At 60.1% G+C, this 17,197-nt stretch carries 15 protein-coding genes; 7 read left to right on the top strand and 8 right to left on the bottom strand.

Annotation, left to right across the window (positions count from 1 at the left end; all coding sequences use genetic code 11):
* The first annotated feature begins 71 nt into the window (after positions 1–71).
* Together hexR and CQ009_RS01815 are read left to right on the top strand one after the other, a co-directional pair.
* Complete coding sequence (gene hexR / locus CQ009_RS01820; RefSeq protein WP_008078846.1) at positions 72–938, top strand: transcriptional regulator HexR; 867 nt, start codon at positions 72–74, stop codon at positions 936–938.
* Between the two features lie 154 nt (positions 939–1,092).
* Positions 1,093–1,296 (top strand): PA3496 family putative envelope integrity protein, encoded by a 204-nt coding sequence (locus CQ009_RS01815; protein ID WP_077575111.1) that lies wholly within the window; start codon positions 1,093–1,095, stop codon positions 1,294–1,296.
* On the opposite strand, the gene CQ009_RS01810 is transcribed toward CQ009_RS01815, so the two are convergent.
* Entirely contained in the window at positions 1,238–2,200 is a 963-nt protein-coding gene (locus CQ009_RS01810; protein ID WP_016984010.1) for a LysR family transcriptional regulator, read from the bottom strand. The genes CQ009_RS01815 and CQ009_RS01810 overlap by 59 nt on opposite strands.
* Before the next feature lie 190 nt (positions 2,201–2,390).
* Here CQ009_RS01810 and CQ009_RS01805 point away from each other — a divergent pair, with 190 nt between their 5' ends.
* Both CQ009_RS01805 and oadA read left to right on the top strand, forming a co-directional pair.
* Positions 2,391–3,806, top strand: coding sequence for an acetyl-CoA carboxylase biotin carboxylase subunit (locus CQ009_RS01805; protein ID WP_025112637.1), 1,416 nt, complete (start codon positions 2,391–2,393; stop codon positions 3,804–3,806).
* 11 nt (positions 3,807–3,817) lie between these two features.
* A complete protein-coding gene (gene oadA / locus CQ009_RS01800; protein ID WP_105704709.1) occupies positions 3,818–5,626 on the top strand; it encodes a sodium-extruding oxaloacetate decarboxylase subunit alpha in 1,809 nt (602 codons plus the stop codon).
* Positions 5,627–5,809: 183 nt separating this feature from the next.
* Here oadA and CQ009_RS01795 read toward each other — a convergent pair whose 3' ends face one another.
* Both CQ009_RS01795 and CQ009_RS01790 read right to left on the bottom strand, forming a co-directional pair.
* Positions 5,810–6,982, bottom strand: coding sequence for an autotransporter domain-containing protein (locus CQ009_RS01795; RefSeq protein ID WP_371920121.1), 1,173 nt, complete (start codon positions 6,980–6,982; stop codon positions 5,810–5,812).
* 486 nt (positions 6,983–7,468) lie between these two features.
* Positions 7,469–10,426: an autotransporter domain-containing protein gene (locus tag CQ009_RS01790; RefSeq protein WP_105704707.1), complete on the bottom strand. Its 2,958-nt coding sequence runs from the start codon at positions 10,424–10,426 to the stop codon at positions 7,469–7,471.
* Positions 10,427–10,689: 263 nt separating this feature from the next.
* Between CQ009_RS01790 and CQ009_RS01785 the strand changes: the two genes are divergently transcribed.
* Positions 10,690–10,968: a helix-turn-helix transcriptional regulator gene (locus tag CQ009_RS01785; protein WP_105704706.1), complete on the top strand. Its 279-nt coding sequence runs from the start codon at positions 10,690–10,692 to the stop codon at positions 10,966–10,968.
* Between the two features lie 32 nt (positions 10,969–11,000).
* On the opposite strand, the gene CQ009_RS01780 is transcribed toward CQ009_RS01785, so the two are convergent.
* Positions 11,001–11,837: an amino acid ABC transporter permease gene (locus CQ009_RS01780; RefSeq protein WP_105704705.1), complete on the bottom strand. Its 837-nt coding sequence runs from the start codon at positions 11,835–11,837 to the stop codon at positions 11,001–11,003.
* Positions 11,834–12,655, bottom strand: a complete 822-nt coding sequence (locus CQ009_RS01775) for an ABC transporter substrate-binding protein (RefSeq protein ID WP_064389623.1) — start codon at positions 12,653–12,655, stop codon at positions 11,834–11,836. The genes CQ009_RS01780 and CQ009_RS01775 overlap by 4 nt, the downstream gene beginning before the upstream one ends.
* A gap of 113 nt (positions 12,656–12,768) precedes the next feature.
* Here CQ009_RS01775 and CQ009_RS01770 point away from each other — a divergent pair, with 113 nt between their 5' ends.
* A complete protein-coding gene (locus tag CQ009_RS01770; protein WP_105704704.1) occupies positions 12,769–13,668 on the top strand; it encodes a homocysteine S-methyltransferase family protein in 900 nt (299 codons plus the stop codon).
* Between the two features lie 113 nt (positions 13,669–13,781).
* Here CQ009_RS01770 and CQ009_RS01765 read toward each other — a convergent pair whose 3' ends face one another.
* The 3 genes from CQ009_RS01765 to CQ009_RS01755 are packed head-to-tail and all read right to left on the bottom strand — an operon-like array spanning position 13,782 to position 15,546.
* Complete coding sequence (locus CQ009_RS01765; RefSeq protein ID WP_064389621.1) at positions 13,782–14,453, bottom strand: GNAT family N-acetyltransferase; 672 nt, start codon at positions 14,451–14,453, stop codon at positions 13,782–13,784.
* Positions 14,454–14,465: 12 nt separating this feature from the next.
* Positions 14,466–14,912: a GNAT family N-acetyltransferase gene (locus tag CQ009_RS01760; RefSeq protein WP_105704703.1), complete on the bottom strand. Its 447-nt coding sequence runs from the start codon at positions 14,910–14,912 to the stop codon at positions 14,466–14,468.
* Positions 14,913–14,922: 10 nt separating this feature from the next.
* Positions 14,923–15,546, bottom strand: coding sequence for an FMN-binding negative transcriptional regulator (locus CQ009_RS01755; protein WP_105704702.1), 624 nt, complete (start codon positions 15,544–15,546; stop codon positions 14,923–14,925).
* A gap of 92 nt (positions 15,547–15,638) precedes the next feature.
* Between CQ009_RS01755 and CQ009_RS01750 the strand changes: the two genes are divergently transcribed.
* Positions 15,639–17,192, top strand: a complete 1,554-nt coding sequence (locus CQ009_RS01750) for a PLP-dependent aminotransferase family protein (protein ID WP_105704701.1) — start codon at positions 15,639–15,641, stop codon at positions 17,190–17,192.
* Positions 17,193–17,197: the final 5 nt, after the last annotated feature.

The raw sequence follows: 17,197 nt of genomic DNA, 5'->3' as shown, positions 1-17,197 counted from the left end.
GGCAAAAAGCCAATTCATGTAGTATAACTACAAGCGTGCTACATCCTTGCCCATAAGAAGAGTCCAGCCCCTTGAATCTGCTGCAACACATTGCCCAGTCACGTCACCTGTTACGCAAGTCGGAGCTCAAGGTCGCCGACCACGTGCTGCTTGACCCTGCGGCGGTGATGCACAGTTCCATGGCCGATCTGGCCCACAGCGTCGGCATCAGTGAGCCGACCATTGTGCGCTTCTGTCGCGCCATCGGTTGCTCCGGCTTCCAGGATCTGAAACTCAAACTGGCGCAAAGCCTGGCCGCCGGTGCCAGCTTCGGCCAGTTCGCGATCCACGAAGACGACTCGGTCGCCGACTACAGCCTGAAGATTTTCGACACCACGTTGCACACGCTGATGGAAGTTCGCGAGAAGCTCGATCCGATTGAGTTGCAGCGCGCGGTGACGCTGATGTCGCAGGCGCAGCGGGTCGAGTTCTACGGCTTTGGTGCTTCCGGCGCAGTAGCGGCGGACGCGCAGCACAAGTTTTTCCGATTGCTGCTGACCGCAGCGGCGTATTCCGATCCGCACATGCAGGCGATGTCGGCGGTAACCCTGAAGCCGACCGATGTGGCGATTTGTATTTCGCAGTCCGGGCGTTCCAAGGATTTGCTGATCACCGCCAACCTTGTTCGTGAGAGCGGTGCGTCGCTGATCACCCTGTGCCCGAGCCAGACGCCGTTGGCCGAATTGTCGACCGTCAATCTGGCGATCGATGTGCATGAAGACACCGAAATCTATACGCCGCTGACTTCGCGTATCGCCCACCTGGTGGTGATCGATGTGCTGGCGATGGGCGTGGCCATGGCGCGCGGGCCGAGCCTGGTCAATCACCTCAAGAGCGTCAAGCGCAGTCTGCGCAGCCTGCGCTTGTCGCCAAAAGCCGCCAAAGCCCTGGATGATTAAGATCAAAAGATCGCAGCCTTCGGCAGCTCCTACACGGATCAATGTAGGAGCTGCCGGAGGCTGCGATCTTTTGCTTTTTTGACGGCAGCTTTCATCAAACCGTCATCCCTCCCGCCTATCGTGAAACTCCCGTAATCGCCTTGGGAGACTCGAAATGGCTCAGCCTTACGAAGAACGCAACAGCGCCGCGAAAACCCGTCGTCAGCAGGAAGACCAGCGCCGCATGGAATTTCGCCGCGCTATCGAAGATCGCTTCGAGCTGCGCCAGCTTCAAGCTGAAATCGGCGACTTTCCCGACATCACTCACTGGCAGGCAGCACCCGCAGCTTCCCGTCGAAGCGCTCAACCAGCGCGCTGATCTGCACGCGTTCGCTGCGGATGAACGCCAGGAAGGCGTGCGCCACCGGTGACAAGCGTTTGGCTTTCGCTTGCACCAGGCACCAGCTACGCAGCAGCGGCAGTTCCTCGACCGGCAACTCGACGAGTCCGCCGGTCGCCAGCTCCAGGTTCAGGGCGTGGCGCGTCAACAGCGCCAGGCCCAGACCCGCCTGCACGCATTCGCGCTGTGCTTCGGCCGAAGCGACTTCCTGAGTCTGAGTGAAGTGCACGCGCTTCTCTTTGAAATACTCTTCGCAGGCCAGGCGTGTGCCCGAGCCGGGTTCGCGGATCAGCAGCGTGTAAGGCTCAAGGTCCTGCAAGCGCAGCGGGCCCATGTGCGCCAACGGGTGATCCGGGCGCGCCACGGCAACAATCGGATTGTTGAGAAACGGCAGAAATTCCAGGCCCATGTCCTGGGGCACCATCGACATGATTACCAAGTCATCGCGGTTATCGGAAAGTCGGCGGATCACTTGGCCACGGTTGACCACGGTCAGTTGCAGATTCACTTCCGGATGCTGGCGTTTGAACGCGGCGAACAGGTGCGGGACGAAATATTTGGCGCTGGACTCCACCGCCAGTTTCAGCTGACCTTGCAGCGATCCCTGCATGTCCGAGAGCTGCATATCGAGGTTTTCCAGGCGCCCGAAAATGTCCCGGCTGGCGCGCTGAAGTGCTTCAGCGGCTTCGGTCATGTAGAGTTTTTTGCCGACATAATCGAATAATGGCTGGCCGATCAGCTCTTCCAGCTGACGAATCTGCAGGCTCACGGCAGGTTGCGTGAGGGACATTTCCTCGGCTGCGCGGCTGTAAGAGCGTAAATCACACACTTCATTGAAGATCTGCAATTGACGCAATGTCATACGCATCAAGGACTTACGCATTTTTTATCGGCTCTGACGGCTGGCGAATGTTTCAACTATAAGTCTTTACTTATGCATGACCCAATTTTTATTCATTTTTGTTAATCCCTCATGAGCGCTAGTGTGGACCTGCGACTAAATTGAAACATTTGGTCACGCGTCGACCTGGGTCTAGCAGGTCGTGGTGCCACCGGCTCAAGGGAACCTCCAAGTGATAACAAAGATCCTGATCGCCAACCGTGGTGAGATTGCCGTACGAATCGTGCGAGCCTGCGCCGAAATGGGCATTCGCTCGGTTGCGATTTTTTCCGACGCCGACCGCCATGCCTTGCATGTGAAGCGTGCGGACGAGGCCCACAGCATCGGTGCCGAGCCACTGGCCGGTTACCTGAACCCGCGCAAGCTGGTGAACCTGGCGGTTGAAACCGGCTGTGATGCACTGCACCCGGGTTACGGTTTCCTCTCGGAGAACGCCGAACTGGCAGACATCTGCGCTGAACGCGGAATCAAATTCATCGGCCCGTCGGCAGAAGTCATTCGCCGCATGGGCGACAAGACCGAAGCGCGCCGCAGCATGATCAAGGCCGGTGTGCCGGTCACGCCGGGCACCGAAGGCAATGTCGCCGACATCGAAGAAGCCTTGGCCGAGGGCGACCGCATTGGTTACCCGGTCATGCTCAAAGCCACCTCCGGTGGTGGCGGGCGCGGCATCCGTCGCTGCAACAGTCGCGAAGAGCTCGAACAGAATTTCCCTCGGGTGATTTCCGAAGCGACCAAGGCCTTCGGTTCTGCCGAAGTGTTCCTGGAAAAATGCATCGTTAACCCCAAGCACATCGAAGCGCAGATTCTCGGCGACAGCTTCGGCAACGTCGTGCACCTGTTCGAGCGCGACTGCTCGATCCAGCGTCGCAACCAGAAGCTCATCGAAATCGCCCCGAGCCCGCAACTGACTCCAGAACAGCGTGCCTACATCGGCGACCTGTCGGTGCGTGCGGCCAAGGCGGTGGGTTACGAGAACGCCGGTACCGTGGAGTTCCTGCTCGCCGAGGGCGAGGTGTACTTCATGGAGATGAACACCCGGGTGCAGGTGGAACACACCATCACCGAAGAAATCACCGGGATCGACATCGTCCGCGAGCAGATCCGCATCGCCTCCGGCCTGCCGCTGTCGGTGAAGCAGGAAGACATTCAGCACCGGGGTTTCGCGTTGCAGTTCCGCATCAACGCCGAAGACCCGAAGAACAACTTTCTGCCGAGCTTCGGCAAGATCACCCGTTATTACGCCCCCGGTGGCCCGGGCGTGCGCACCGACACGGCAATCTACACCGGCTACACCATTCCGCCGTTCTACGACTCGATGTGCCTGAAACTGGTGGTCTGGGCGCTGACCTGGGAAGAGGCGATGGACCGTGGCCTGCGCGCGCTGGACGACATGCGTCTGCAAGGCGTGAAGACCACCGCCGCGTACTACCAGGAAATCCTGCGCAACCCGGAATTCCGTAGCGGCCAGTTCAATACCAGCTTCGTTGAAAGCCACCCTGAACTGACCAACTACTCGATCAAGCGCAAACCCGAAGAGCTGGCCCTGGCCATCGCCGCCGCCATCGCCGCCCACGCAGGCCTGTGAGGAATACAACAATGTCCAAGAAGATCTTCGTAACCGATACCATCCTGCGCGACGCTCACCAATCGCTGCTCGCCACCCGCATGCGCACCGAAGACATGCTGCCGATCTGCGACAAGCTCGACAAAGTCGGCTACTGGTCGCTGGAATGCTGGGGCGGCGCGACCTTCGACGCCTGTGTACGCTTTCTGAAAGAAGACCCGTGGGAGCGTCTGCGCCAACTGCGCGCGGCGCTGCCTAACACCCGCCTGCAAATGCTCCTGCGCGGGCAGAACCTGCTCGGCTACCGCCACTACAGCGACGACGTGGTCAAAGCCTTCGTCGCCAAGGCTGCGGTGAATGGCATCGACGTGTTCCGTATCTTCGACGCGATGAACGACGTGCGTAACCTGCGCGTGGCCATCGAAGCGGTGAAAGCGGCTGGCAAACATGCCCAAGGCACCATCGCCTACACCACCAGCCCGGTGCACACCATCGATGCGTTCGTGGCGCAAGCCAAGCAGATGGAAGCCATGGGGTGCGACTCGGTGGCGATCAAGGACATGGCCGGTCTGCTGACCCCTTACGCTACCGGTGAACTGGTTCGCGCGTTGAAAGCCGAGCAATCGCTGCCGGTGTTCATCCACTCCCACGATACGGCTGGTCTGGCGACCATGTGCCAGCTCAAGGCTATCGAAAACGGCGCTGATCACATCGACACCGCGATCTCCAGTTTCGCCTCGGGCACCAGTCACCCAGGCACCGAATCGATGGTCGCGGCGCTCAAGGGCACCGAGTACGACACCGGTCTGAACCTCGAACTGCTGCAAGAGATCGGCCTGTACTTCTACGCCGTGCGCAAGAAGTACCACCAGTTTGAAAGCGAATTCACCGCCGTCGATACCCGTGTGCAAGTCAACCAGGTGCCGGGCGGGATGATTTCCAACCTTGCCAACCAGTTGAAAGAGCAGGGCGCCCTGAACCGCATGGCCGAAGTGCTGGCGGAAATCCCGCGCGTGCGTGAGGACCTCGGCTTCCCGCCGCTGGTGACCCCGACTTCGCAGATCGTCGGCACCCAGGCGTTCTTCAACGTCTTGGCCGGCGAGCGTTACAAGACCATCACCAACGAAGTGAAGCTGTACCTGCAGGGCGGTTACGGCAAGGCGCCGGGCGTGGTCAACGAGAAACTGCGTCGTCAGGCGATCGGCAGCGAAGAAGTCATCGATGTGCGTCCGGCCGACCTGCTCAAGCCGGAAATGACCAAGCTGCGTGCCGATATCGGCGCATTGGCCAAGTCGGAAGAAGACGTGCTGACCTTCGCCATGTTCCCGGACATCGGCCGCAAGTTCCTCGAAGAGCGTGCCGCCGGCACCCTCACGCCGGAAGTGCTGCTGCCGATCCCGGAGGCTGGCAGCGTTGCGTCGGCGGGTGGCGAAGGCGTGCCGACCGAGTTCGTCATCGACGTGCACGGTGAAACCTACCGCGTCGACATCACCGGTGTCGGCGTCAAGGCCGAAGGCAAGCGTCACTTCTACCTGTCCATCGACGGCATGCCGGAAGAAGTGGTGTTCGAACCGCTCAACGAATTCGTCGGCGGTGGCAGCAGCAAGCGCAAGCAAGCTTCGGCACCGGGCCACGTCAGCACCACCATGCCGGGCAACATCGTCGATGTGCTGGTCAAGGAGGGCGACACCGTCAAGGCCGGCCAGGCTGTGCTGATCACCGAAGCGATGAAGATGGAAACCGAAGTCCAGGCGGCGATTGCCGGCAAGGTCACCGCGATTCATGTGGCCAAGGGCGATCGAGTCAATCCGGGCGAAATTCTGATCGAGATCGAAGGCTGAGATAACGGCCGCGATCCAACGCTTTAAACCTCGGGGGGGCATGTGCTCCCCTTTTTTTTGCCTGGATTTTTGCCCTATGGGAGCTGCCGCAGGCTGTGATCTCTTGATCTAGGTTTTTATTAATCCAAAACAACATCAAAAGATCGCAGTCTTCGACAGCTCCTACAGTGAGCGTTGTGTCTGTTAGAACGCCATGCGCCATTGGCCCATCACGCCGTGAGAGCGGCTCTCGGTGCCGAAGTCACCGGTCACGCCCACGCCGAGGGTGTGGTTGGACGATAGGCCAAGATCCAATCCTGCGTCCACGGCCAGACTGTTGCGATCCAGTTCCGCCCCCGTCACCGCGAAGCGCTTGCCACCTTTGACCAGTTGCTGACTCGTGTCACCCTCGAGCTCGCCGTACAGGTGTTTCCAGCCCGCACTGAATCTTGGGGTCAGGCTCATGCCGTTATTCAACTGGCCGGTTTTCGCTGCGCGAAAGCCCAGCGTGGTGCTGAGGTTGTCCCGGGTTTGCCCGAATACTTTCAGTGCCGCATCGCCACCTTTTTCCGTGTAGCTGTCGCGTTGATAGCGTTGATACCCAAGACTGGCGAAGGGTTCGAAGGTCAGGTTCTGGCGACCGAGGTTGAAACCGATTTCGGCAAAGGCTTGTTGGGTATTCGCGTCGTAGCTGCCCTTGAGGCGGTCACTGAAGCCGTTGAATGCGACCCGGCGTTTGCTGCTGCCGTCGTGGCTGCCATAGGTGGCGCCGAAGCGCAGTGCCAGCGGCCCGTCCTGACGTACGGCGTAGGCCCCGAGGTGCCAGCTGTCGAGGTCGCCGTCGTATTGACGGGCGTCGAGGCGGGTCTGGGATTTTCCGCCAAGCAAGCCGAAGTGCCATTGCTCGTTCAGACGCCAGTCGGCGCCCATCACCAAACCTTGGGTGGCGTGTTTCAAGGTGCTGTCGAACTCGCGGTCGACACTGCCGCCATGCCCGAGCGCCTGAATCCACACCCGCCCGCTTTGCGCACCTTTGCTGGCCTGGCGTGGTGAGTTGCCGTAGTTGTAAGCGGCGCCGCTGCGGTTATCCAATTGGCGCATGGCCGACAGCATGCTCGCGCTCACCGGGGTGACGCTGCTCAATGTGGCTTTGGCGAGGTTGGCATTGCTGCCGGCGGCGAGTTGTTCGAGGGCCACACCGGACGTTGCGTGGTTGGCGTCGAGCAGGGCAGTGATCGCGGCGTTTGAGGGCGTGGCAGGAAGAGTGGGTTTTTCCAGTTGGGCAGGTGCCTGAGGATTCTGACCTGGTTGAGGTTCTGACAATGGTGAATGTTTTTGCTCGATGCTGTTGAGGAGCGCCTGACCCGTTTGGCTCATCTGCGCTTCTGTAAGCGATACACGGTCCGGCGTTGGCGTTGGCGTGCCGGGTGGTGGAGGGCTGGCCGGTGTCGTTTTCTGATCGATCGCCTCCACCACTGTGGGAGCTGCCGATGTATCGGTGGCAGGTTTTGGCGTTCTCTTGCGAGGCTTTTTGGGTGAGTCTTCAATAATGCTTTCGACGACCTGAGTATCTTGCTGTTGTGCGATGGAAATTTCGGTCCATGCCATGGTTAGTGCAATTGCCCATGCAAGATGGTGAGGGCGGAATGTATGTTGAGCGAACATCGAGTCGAGCCTCTTTAGACAGAAGACTCGACTCTAGGAGCCTGGCAAAAAAAACGATGTCAGCTACTTCCCGCAGCTCCGCGGGCAGCTTCGGATGGTTTTGTAGAAATCTCCCACCAGAAACGCAAGGGATGTTTTTACATGGTTTGCTCGGTGACTTTTCTTACAACCAACCAAGACAGCGCCGACTATTCATCATCAGAAACTCATCTGCCATTTACCAATCAAGCCGTGGTTACGGCTGTCGCTGCCAATCTCGCCGCTGTACCCGACCCCCAGCGTATGCCGCGCGGAAATGCCCACATCCAGTCCAGCCTCCAGCACCAGACTGTCCCGATCCAGCGAGCTGCCATCGACACTGAACGCCGTGCCACCGACCACAAACGCCTGTCGCGTCGAACTGCTGACATCGCCATAGGTGTGTTTCCATCCGGCGGCCATGCGCGGCGTCACGCTCATACCATTGTCGAGGCTGCTCAGGCGCGCCAGTCGCAGGCCGAAGGTGCTGCTGAAGTTGTCTTGCGTCTGACTGTCGACCTGCAGGGCGGCGGCGCCTCCCTTTTCCTGGTAGCTGTTGCGGTGGTAGCGCTGGTAGCCGAGGCTGGCGAAGGGCTCGGCGCTGAAGCGGCCGCTGCCCATGGCGTAACCCAGTTCGGCGAAGGCTTGCTGGCTGTCGGCGTCGTAATCGCCTTTCGGTCGGTCGCTGAAACCATTGAAGGCGATGGTCCGTTTGCTTTCACCTTGATGGCCGCTGTACGCCGCGCCCAGACGCAGGGAAATCGGGCCGTTCTGATGCAGTGCGTAAACACCGGCATGCCAGCTCTCGACGTTGCCATCGACGCCGGTCGCGTCGAGCTCGGTTTTCGAATAGCCGCCGAGCACGCCCAGACGCCATGCCGAATCCAGTGCCCAGTCAGCACCGAGCACACTGCCCTTGGTGCGTTGTTCGAGACCGCTGCTGCCGTGTTCGCCATCGAGCTTGCCGTAGCCGCCGATGCCTTGCAGCCAGAGGCGACCGCGCGCATTCGGGTCGTTCAGGTTGCGCGCTTCCGAGGGCACGCCATTGGCTGCCAACACGGGCGTCTCGCGTTGATCGAGACCGACCAGCAAACCCGGACTGCCGCCCATTTGTTGCATGGCCGAGAGCATGCTGCTGCCGACCTGGCTACTGGCGCCGAGGGTGGCGCTGGTCAGGCTGGCGTTGCTGGCGCCGGCCAGTTGCTCGATGGCCGCGCCGGCGCTGCTTTGAGTGGTGTTGAGCAACGCGTTGTACAGCGCATTGTTTTTACCCATGGAGGCGAGGCTGTTGGCGGCGTTGCTGCCGTTGCCGGTGACCGCGAATTGATTGAAGGCGACGTCGTTGCGGGTGTATGTCAGATCAACCTGGGTCGGCGTGTAGGCGAGGGTCGGCGTGAGAAACGCATAGTCGCTGGTCACCCGGCCGAACGTGCCGTTGACCTGCGCGGCCTGCAACACGGTGTATTGGCCCTGCCACGGATAAGTACCGGCGCCGGGATTTACCGCGAGGGTCGCACCGTTCAGATTGGCGATGCCGCCGACCTGCAGCGGCGCGCTGCTGCCATCGGCATTGACGCCGTAGGCGAGGGTGGACGCGCTGCCCATGTTCAAGTCGTGAATGATGGTCGCGCGGCCAAGGCCGGTATCGGTGCGCAAGGTGCCGTTGACGTTAAGGCTGCCCACCGAACCGCCACCGGCATATACGCCGCCCGCGTCCACGGTCAGGCTGCCGGCGATGCCGCCCTGGTTGATCAGTGTCGCGCCGTTGCGCACCGCGCCGCCGTCGCTGAAATCGCCGCTGCCTGTGAGTGTCCACGCACCTTGCTTGACCTCCAGCCATTCGAAGTTGCGACTGGCGCCGAAGCTGCCGCCGGCCACATCGTCCATCACCACTCGGTCGTAACCGCTGCCGCCATCGACCACGCCGATGAAGCGGCTGCCATTGCGCAAGGTCAGATTGTCGTTGCCGCCACCCAGGTCCAGCGCCAAGCCGTTGCTGCCGCTGATGGTGCCGCCGTTGATCACGCTGTCGACGAACTCACCGACGAATTTCACGCCGAAGCCGTTGAGGCCTTGAATGGTGCCGAAGTTCTCCAGTGTGGTCGCCGCGAGCCCCGAGCCGCCGCTGCCATCATCGACCAGAATGGCGCTGTCGGCGCCGCTGATCAGCGCGCCGCTGGCGTTGAGGATGTAACCACCGCCGAGCGCAATCCCTTCACTGCCATTGGCGAAACCGCCCTTGTCGACACCGCCTGCACCGACGCCTTGAATGGTGCCGTAGTTTTCGATGTGGGCGATCTTGTCGATGTCCACGCCGTCGCCGTCACCGTTCGCCTGCAAACCTGAGTAAGCCCCGGTGATGGTGCCGTGGTTGATCACCGTGCCGTCGCCATCGGAGCCGAAACCGGAGCCGTTGCGCCCGGTGATCTGCCCATAGTTGACCAGGGTCGCGCCGAGGTCGGTGGTGATGCCGTGACGGCCACCGGAAATCACCCCGTAGTTGGTCACACTGACGCCGCTCGCGGAATCGATATCGATGCCGTCGAATTTCTCGTCGGCATTGTGCGAATCGCCGGTCGAAATCTCGCCATAGTTGCTGATCGTCGCATTCGCGCCGGTCTTCATGCCGTCGCTGGCGTCGCCGCGAATCAGCCCGCCGACGCGGTTGATAATGGTGGTCTTCACGCCGTCACTGCGCAGCGCATCGAGGTCCAGTCCCTGGCCGGTGGTGGAGCGAATCACACCGCTGTTGTCGATCAACAGACTGCCGCTGACAAAATTGCTGTCGATGCGCAAAGCATCGTTGGCGCCGAGAATCTGACCGCCACTGCGGTTGTAAATCGTGTAGTTGCGCGGCTGGGTCAGGTCGCCGCTGCTGTCGATGGCCCGGCCGCCGGTGGAAACGATTTTGCCGGCGTTATCGATCACCACACCCGCATCGCTGGTCTTGTCTTTCAGGCTCACGGCCTTGCCGCTGTTGGTGATACTGCCCGGCGCCGAAATCGTTAGCGTGTCGCTGCCACCCAGTGCTTGCGCTGCCGTGGTGGCGGTGTCGATTTGCACGGTTTTGCCGTGGGCTGCCGTGGCGGTGACCAACAGGGCAATGGCGAGGGACAGACGCTGGGGCGGGAACGGCATGGGTCGACGGCCTTTTTGTTATAAGCGGGCCGTCCTGTATAGCGAAGGGTTTTTACAGAATGATGTCGGTGGTTGATCTGCATTGTTTTGCATCTTCAGCGCTGAAACATATTAATTTCTGCATTTTGTTGCAGTTTTTTTGCCTGTTCCTCTCATTAGGTGCAGTAAGTTTTGATTCAAACGCCGAAGCACTCACATCAATGAATCCCCACCCCATTAATGTTTATTGAGCCTTTTGCGGCGCTCGAAGATTGGAGAGGAAAATGGTAATGACAGTTCTCGAACGCATGGCGCTCATCGAAAGCATTCAAGAGGCGCTAGCCGACGGGACATTGGAAATCAGCGAAGCCGTCCGCCGTTTACGAGTGGAGGTGACAGGGCTGCATCAAATCCAATTCGCTAAGATGTGCAAAATTTCGGTCCGCACGTTGATACACATAGAGCACGCTGAGGGTAATCAGACGTTGAGGTCGTTGGACTCGATATTCCGATTGTTTGGGATGAAAATGGGCATGGTGCGGGTACGCCGAGAGACCAATTAAAACCCGACGCAGCCCGCAAGGTGCCAATCGCCCTAGCTCCGCCGCACGTAAGCCTTGCCGTAATGCCGCTCCATTCGCGCCTGAATCAACTCCAGCCCGATCGACATCAGCCAGTAGATGATCGCCGCCGTCGTCAGCATTTCGATGTAGCGGTAGCTTGAGCGCCCGTATGACTGCGCGAGAAACATCACTTCCCAGACGCCCATCACCGAAATCAGCGACGAGTCCTTGAGCATCGAAATGAACTGGTTGGTGGTGGGTGGGATGATCGTGCGCATGGCTTGCGGCAGGGTGATGCGCCAGAAAATCACCGTCTCGCGCATCCCCAATGCCAGCGATGCTTCGCGTTGGCCGTAGTCGACCCCGAGGATGCCGGCGCGAAAGATTTCACTGAGATAGGCGCCGTAGTTCAATGACAAGGCGATTATGCCGGCGACGATGGCGCCGGGCACGATGCCCAATTGCGGCAAACCCAAGTAGATGAGCAAGATCTGGATGAGCAGTGGCGTACCGCGAAAGAACGAGGTGTAAAAACTGGCAATGCCGAATGCCACCGCGCTTTTCGACAGGCGTGCCAATGCCGTGATGAAGCCGAGCAGGGACGAGGCAACAATCGAGCACAGACACAGGAAAAGCGTCAGCGCCGCACCCTGCAGAAAGCCGTTGGGCGCCAGATGCAAGCCGACCAGATTGGGCAGCTTGTCGAGGATGATCGAGAACTTCAGGTCGAAGCTCAGGAAGAACCCGGCGAACAGGCAGACCAACGCTGCCCAGGTCAGGTACAGCCGCGTACGAAAACCAAACAAGCGTTGCAGGCGTGATTCAGCCACCGGTTGCGGCGGCTGTGGCGGTGTCGGGAAAGAAGTCATTGGCTGATATCAGCGCCGATCCATTTTTGCGACAGCTTGCTCAGGGTGCCGTCCTGTTTCAGTTGCGCGAAGACTTCACGCACCTTGGCGTCCCATTGCGCATCGCCCTTTTCGATGGCCACCGAGTTCGGCTCCGAATACAGCGGCGCGCCGGCCAGTTTGAAGCGCTTGTCTTCGTTCAGGCGTGGCTGCGCGGTGACGAGGTTAGTGAGGATGGCATCCAGGCGCACGCCAGCCCCCAGGCCCAGATCCTGGAAGGCGACGTTGTCAGTATCGTACGGAGCGATCTGCACATCGTCGAACGGGTACTGCAACTGCGTGTCTTCAGCGCCTTCGATGACCAGGTTCTTGTTCAGATAGCTTTCGTAACTGGACGCGCTGGTGAGGCCGACTTTTTTGCCACTCAAATCCTTGGCAGCGTGGATCCGCTCATCCTTGGCATTGACCACGATCACTGCCGGCGAAGCGTAGTACTCGACCGGGAAGTCGAATACCTCGGCGCGGGCCTTGCTCGGCGTCATCGAGCAGATGCAGATGTCGTAGCGTCCGCTCCAGCGGCCGGCCGCAATGACGTCCCAGGACGGCGTTTCCAGTCGCAGCTTGACACCTAACTTGTCAGCCACGGCTTTGGCGACATCCACGTCGAAGCCATCCAGTTGATTCTGGTCATTGAGAAACGAGAACGGTGGATAGCTTTCCATCAGCACCCCGACCAGTTCTTTCTTTTGCTCGATACGGTCCAGCGTCGTGCCACCAAAGGCTTGCGTGGAGGCGGCCAGAATCGTCAGGCCCAGGGCCAATAGCGGTTGAAATTTCACAGTCGATCCCTGGGTAAAAAAGAGGTTGTTTTTAACGGAATGGTGCGTATTAAATAGTTATAAGAACGACTCTGATAGTGAGTTATTTTCATAAGCATATGAGTGAAAAGCATATGGGCGCAGGCAGCACGATTATTCTCGATGGCGGCATGGGCCGTGAGTTGCAGCGCGCCGGAGCGCCATTTCGTCAGCCGGAGTGGTCGGCGCTGGCATTGAGCGAAGCACCGCAAGCGGTCGAGGCGGTACACGCGGCTTATATCGCCAGTGGCGCCAATGTGATTACCACCAACAGTTATGCCGTGGTGCCGTTCCATATTGGTGAAGAGCGTTTCGCCGCTGAAGGGCAGGCGCTGGCAGCGTTGGCCGGTGAGCTGGCGCGGCGTGCGGTGCAGACATCGGGAAAGTCCGTGCGGGTGGCCGGCTCATTGCCGCCGCTGTTTGGCTCCTATCGTCCGGATCTGTTCAACGCCGACCGAGTGACCGAGTTGCTGGCGCCCTTGGTCAATGGCCTGGCTCCGCATGTTGATCTGTGGCTGGCGGAAACCCAGAGTTCGATCATCGAGGCGCGAGCCATACACGCCGGGTTGCCGAAGGATGGCAAACCGTTCTGGTTGTCGTTCACTTTGAAGGATGAAGACACCGATGAAGTGCCGCGCCTGCGCTCTGGTGAGCCGGTCGCCGAAGCGGCGGCGGTGGCGACTGAGTTGGGCGTCGAGACGTTGTTGTTCAATTGCAGTCAGCCGGAAGTGATTGGCGCAGCGATCGACGCGGCACGTGAAACCTTCGAGCGTCTGGGGGTGAACATTCATATTGGCGCTTACGCCAATGCATTTCCGCCGCAGCCCAAAGAGGCCACTGCCAATGACGGACTCGATCCGTTGCGCGAAGACCTCGATCCACCGGGTTACTTGCACTGGGCGATTGATTGGCAACAGCGCGGTGCCAGCCATTTGGGCGGTTGCTGCGGGATCGGGCCGGAACATATTTCGGTGCTCGCACAAAAGCTGGGCTGAAAACAGATCAAAAGATCTCAGCCTGCGGCAGCTCCTACAGGGTGAACGTCAATCCCGTGTAGGAGCTGCCGCAGGCTCGGGCCGCGTTCGGACGATCTTTTGCTTTCAGATAATCAGGAACGGCACTCAACCAAGCCTTTCACCTGCCCGTCGGGTGTCTGATTTTCGTCGGACAACCACTGCTCGAACCCTGCCGCAATCGCCGGCCACTCGCCATCCAGAATCGAGTACCACGCGGTATCACGGTTCTGGCCCTTGACCACCATGTGCTGGCGGAACACCCCCTCAAAGCTGAAACCCAAGCGCTCGGCGGCGTACTTGGAGCGGGCGTTGCCGTTGTTGCATTTCCATTCGAGGCGGCGGTAGCCAAGGTCGAAGGAGTGCTTGGCCAGCAGGTAAACCGCCTCCGTGCTTTTCGGTGAGCGCTGCATCGGCGCGCCGAAGGTGACGTGGCCGATCTCGATGCGACCTTGGGCCGGGACGATCGACATCAGGCTGAGGATGCCTTGCACCTGAGCGCTGGCGCGGTCGATGACAGCGAAAAAATACGGGTCGCTGGCAGCCGCGTGGTTGTTGAGCCAAGTGTTGAAAACGTTGCGTTCCGGGAAGGGGCCATAGGGCAAATAATCCCACAGCTTCGGATCGGCACCGGGGCCTTCGAGTGCGGCAAACAACTCGTCGGCGTGACGCGCCGGGTCGAGTCGTTCCAGACGGATGAAGCGTCCTTCAAGCAGGGGGGCGGTGGGGGCGGGGACGCCTTTCCAGTCGGCCGGTGAAATGCTCATGCGTGCGTCTCCTTAAATGGCTTTGCGAAACTGGATGAAACCCGGGCGTTCGGCGATACGCTCGTAGAGCTGGATCGCGGTAGCGTTGGTTTCGTGGGTCAGCCAGTGCACTTTGCCGCAGCCGTCAGCCTTGGCGGTGGCGTAAACATGTTCGATCAGCAGACGGCCTACGCCGGTGCCTCGAGTTTCTGGAGCGACCAGCAAATCTTGCAGGTAGCAGGAGTTTTCGATGCTCCAGTTCGAGCGATGATAGATGTAATGCACCATGCCCACGGCTTTGCCATCGGCCCAGGCCAATGCCGCGTGGGTCGGTTCGCTCGGGTCGAGAAAGCGTTGCCAGGTGCTGTCGGTGACCGCGTCCGGCAGTTCGGTGTTGTAGAAACGCAGGTAGGCCTGCCACAGCGGCAACCAAGCGGCGCGGTCGGCGGCGCTGACCTGGCGAATGTCGATCTGACTCATGGTGATTTCCTTAGCGCATCAAGCGGGCGAGGGTTTGGTCGTTGATTTCGGGGCTGGCAGCGAGGCCTTCGCGCACGCCGGCAATGTCCTCGGCGCTGCGGTTCTGGCTGAGTTTGCGCTTGCCCTCGAGACGGTCGATAGGAATGGCGAATCCGACAATGGCTTTGAGCATGCCGTCGATGTAATCGGCAGGCGCGTCGTCGACTGACCACGGCTGGGCGCGGCCGGCCTCGTGACGGTCGGTGAGGGTGCTGACGATGTCGAGCAAACGCCCGCCATCGCTGAAGGTTTCGGCGTGGCCATAAGCATGCACGGCGATGTAGTTCCAGGTCGGCACGACTTTGCCGTGTTCGGCTTTGCTCGGGTAAAAGCCCGGGCTGACGTAAGCGTCGGCGCCCGCAAAAATCAGCATGGCTTCGGCGCCGTCGCGCAGGTCTTTCCACTGTGGGTTGGCGCGGGCCAGGTGCCCGTACAACGTGCCGTACTCGCCTTGCTCGCAATGCAGCAGCACCGGCACATGGCTGGCTTGCAGACCGTTTTCGCCGTGGGTGACCAGAATCGCGAGGCGAGTGGCGAGGATCAGTTCGTGCAGTTGGGGCAGTTCTTCGATGGCAAAGGCGCGTGGCGTGTACATGGACAGATTTTCCTTGGCGAATGCCTGCATCCTAGGCAGGCTATTGGTCTGTTGTAAGAGCCATTGATGACCAATTTCATAGGTCCATTGCCATGCCTGAGCAAACTGCCCTTTCGATGCCATTCAATCCGGCCGGAATCGAGCTCGATCGCCGTCAGGGCTTGAGTCGTCAGCTCTATCAGGCTTTGCGCCTGCGCGTGCTGGATGGACGTCTGGTCAGCGGTACGCGTTTGCCGGCCAGTCGCGATCTGGCGAAGGCATTGGCCATCTCTCGCAATAGCGTTGTGCGCGCCTACGATCAGTTGTATGCCGAGGGGTTCATCGAGGGGCGAGTAGGGGACGGCACTTACGTTGCGCAATTACCCCAAGCGCCAAGCTCGCCGAAAAAACTATCCACAAAAGTATCCACAGGGTTTTCAACAGGCTTACCCACAGCCTTATCCACAAATTGGCTGGATTTACCTGTTGTTTCATCCAGTAAAGTTATCCACAGCGATACGTTCGCACGTATAGAAAAGAACCATTTGGCCCTCCCTCCGAGTGGTCCGCCACGTGCTTTTCGCGTCGGTGTGCCCGCGTTTGATCTGTTTCCTTTTGAGGTATGGGCCAAGCTCAACGCGGCTTTCTGGCGTAAACCGGATTTACAGCAACTGTGTTACGGCGATCCGGCAGGCGATGCGCGATTGCGCGGCATGATCGCCGCCTATTTGCGCAGTTCGCGCGGCATGCAGTGTTCTGCTGAGCAAATTCTGATCACCAGTGGTGCGCAACAGGGCATTAGCCTTTGTGCACAGCTGCTGGTGCAACCCGGCGATGTGGTCGGGATCGAAAATCCGGGGTACCGGGCCGCCGGTCACGCCTTTGCGGTAGCGGGCGGTCGCTTGCATGGCGTGCCGGTGGATGAAGAGGGCATCAATTGTCGCGCATTGGCTGAAGTTGCCGATTGTCGGCTGGCCTATGTCACCCCCTCCCACCAGTACCCGACCGGAGTTGTGATGAGCCTGGCGCGCAGGCTGGAGCTGCTCGCCTGGGCTGAGCGCAGCCAAGGCTGGATCATCGAAGACGACTACGACGGCGAGTATCGTTACAGCGGCGCACCACTGGCCCCGCTGGCGGCGCTGGATCGTCAGGGCCGTGTGATTTACGTCGGGACATTCGGCAAGGTGGCATTTCCGGCATTGCGCCTGGGGTATCTGGTGTTGCCGGTTGGGCTGGTCGAAGCTTTCGCCAGGCGGCGAGCGGTGGATGTGCGCCATTCCGAGGTGAGCACTCAGGCGGTGATGGCTGAGTTCATGGCCGCTGGGCACTTTCAACGGCACATCCGGCGCATGCGTCGTGCTGCCCTGAGCCGGCGCGACTGCTTGCTGGCGCATTGGCCGGGAGATATTGCCGACGTTGGCAGCTTGCCGGCGGTAGCCGCAGGCTTGCACCTGACGGTACCGGTGGCGAACGTCGCCCGCGAAGGTGAGTTGATTGCCCTGGCCGAACAAGTGGGTGTCGAGGTCAATGGCCTGAGTAGCTATTGGTTACCCGACTCACCTCGACCGGCGCAGCAGGGCGCCGGGTTGGTACTGGGCTTCGCCGCGGTGCCGGAGCCGCAAATTGAAGCGGCTCTGGCACGCTTGCGCAGTGTCTGGTGTGAGTGACCGCA

The organism is Pseudomonas sp. MYb2 (assembly GCF_002979955.1).
In the GTDB taxonomy this organism is placed as follows: Bacteria; Pseudomonadota; Gammaproteobacteria; order Pseudomonadales; family Pseudomonadaceae; genus Aquipseudomonas.
This window is presented reverse-complemented; position numbering and strand designations above follow the sequence as displayed.

Bases quoted from the DNA above. Each gene is read 5' to 3' on its own strand.
- CQ009_RS01790 (WP_105704707.1), bottom strand. From the start codon at position 10,426: ATGCCGTTCCCGCCCCAGCGTCTGTCCCTCGCCATTGCCCTGTTGGTC.
- CQ009_RS01810 (WP_016984010.1), bottom strand. From the start codon at position 2,200: ATGCGTAAGTCCTTGATGCGTATGACATTGCGTCAATTGCAGATCTTC.
- CQ009_RS01795 (WP_371920121.1), bottom strand. From the start codon at position 6,982: ATGAGCCAAACGGGTCAGGCGCTCCTCAACAGCATCGAGCAAAAACAT.
- CQ009_RS01760 (WP_105704703.1), bottom strand. From the start codon at position 14,912: ATGAGTCAGATCGACATTCGCCAGGTCAGCGCCGCCGACCGCGCCGCT.
- CQ009_RS01750 (WP_105704701.1), top strand. From the start codon at position 15,639: ATGCCTGAGCAAACTGCCCTTTCGATGCCATTCAATCCGGCCGGAATC.
- CQ009_RS01755 (WP_105704702.1), bottom strand. From the start codon at position 15,546: ATGTACACGCCACGCGCCTTTGCCATCGAAGAACTGCCCCAACTGCAC.
- CQ009_RS01785 (WP_105704706.1), top strand. From the start codon at position 10,690: ATGGTAATGACAGTTCTCGAACGCATGGCGCTCATCGAAAGCATTCAA.
- CQ009_RS01780 (WP_105704705.1), bottom strand. From the start codon at position 11,837: ATGACTTCTTTCCCGACACCGCCACAGCCGCCGCAACCGGTGGCTGAA.
- oadA (WP_105704709.1), top strand. From the start codon at position 3,818: ATGTCCAAGAAGATCTTCGTAACCGATACCATCCTGCGCGACGCTCAC.
- CQ009_RS01765 (WP_064389621.1), bottom strand. From the start codon at position 14,453: ATGAGCATTTCACCGGCCGACTGGAAAGGCGTCCCCGCCCCCACCGCC.
- CQ009_RS01770 (WP_105704704.1), top strand. From the start codon at position 12,769: ATGGGCGCAGGCAGCACGATTATTCTCGATGGCGGCATGGGCCGTGAG.
- CQ009_RS01815 (WP_077575111.1), top strand. From the start codon at position 1,093: ATGGCTCAGCCTTACGAAGAACGCAACAGCGCCGCGAAAACCCGTCGT.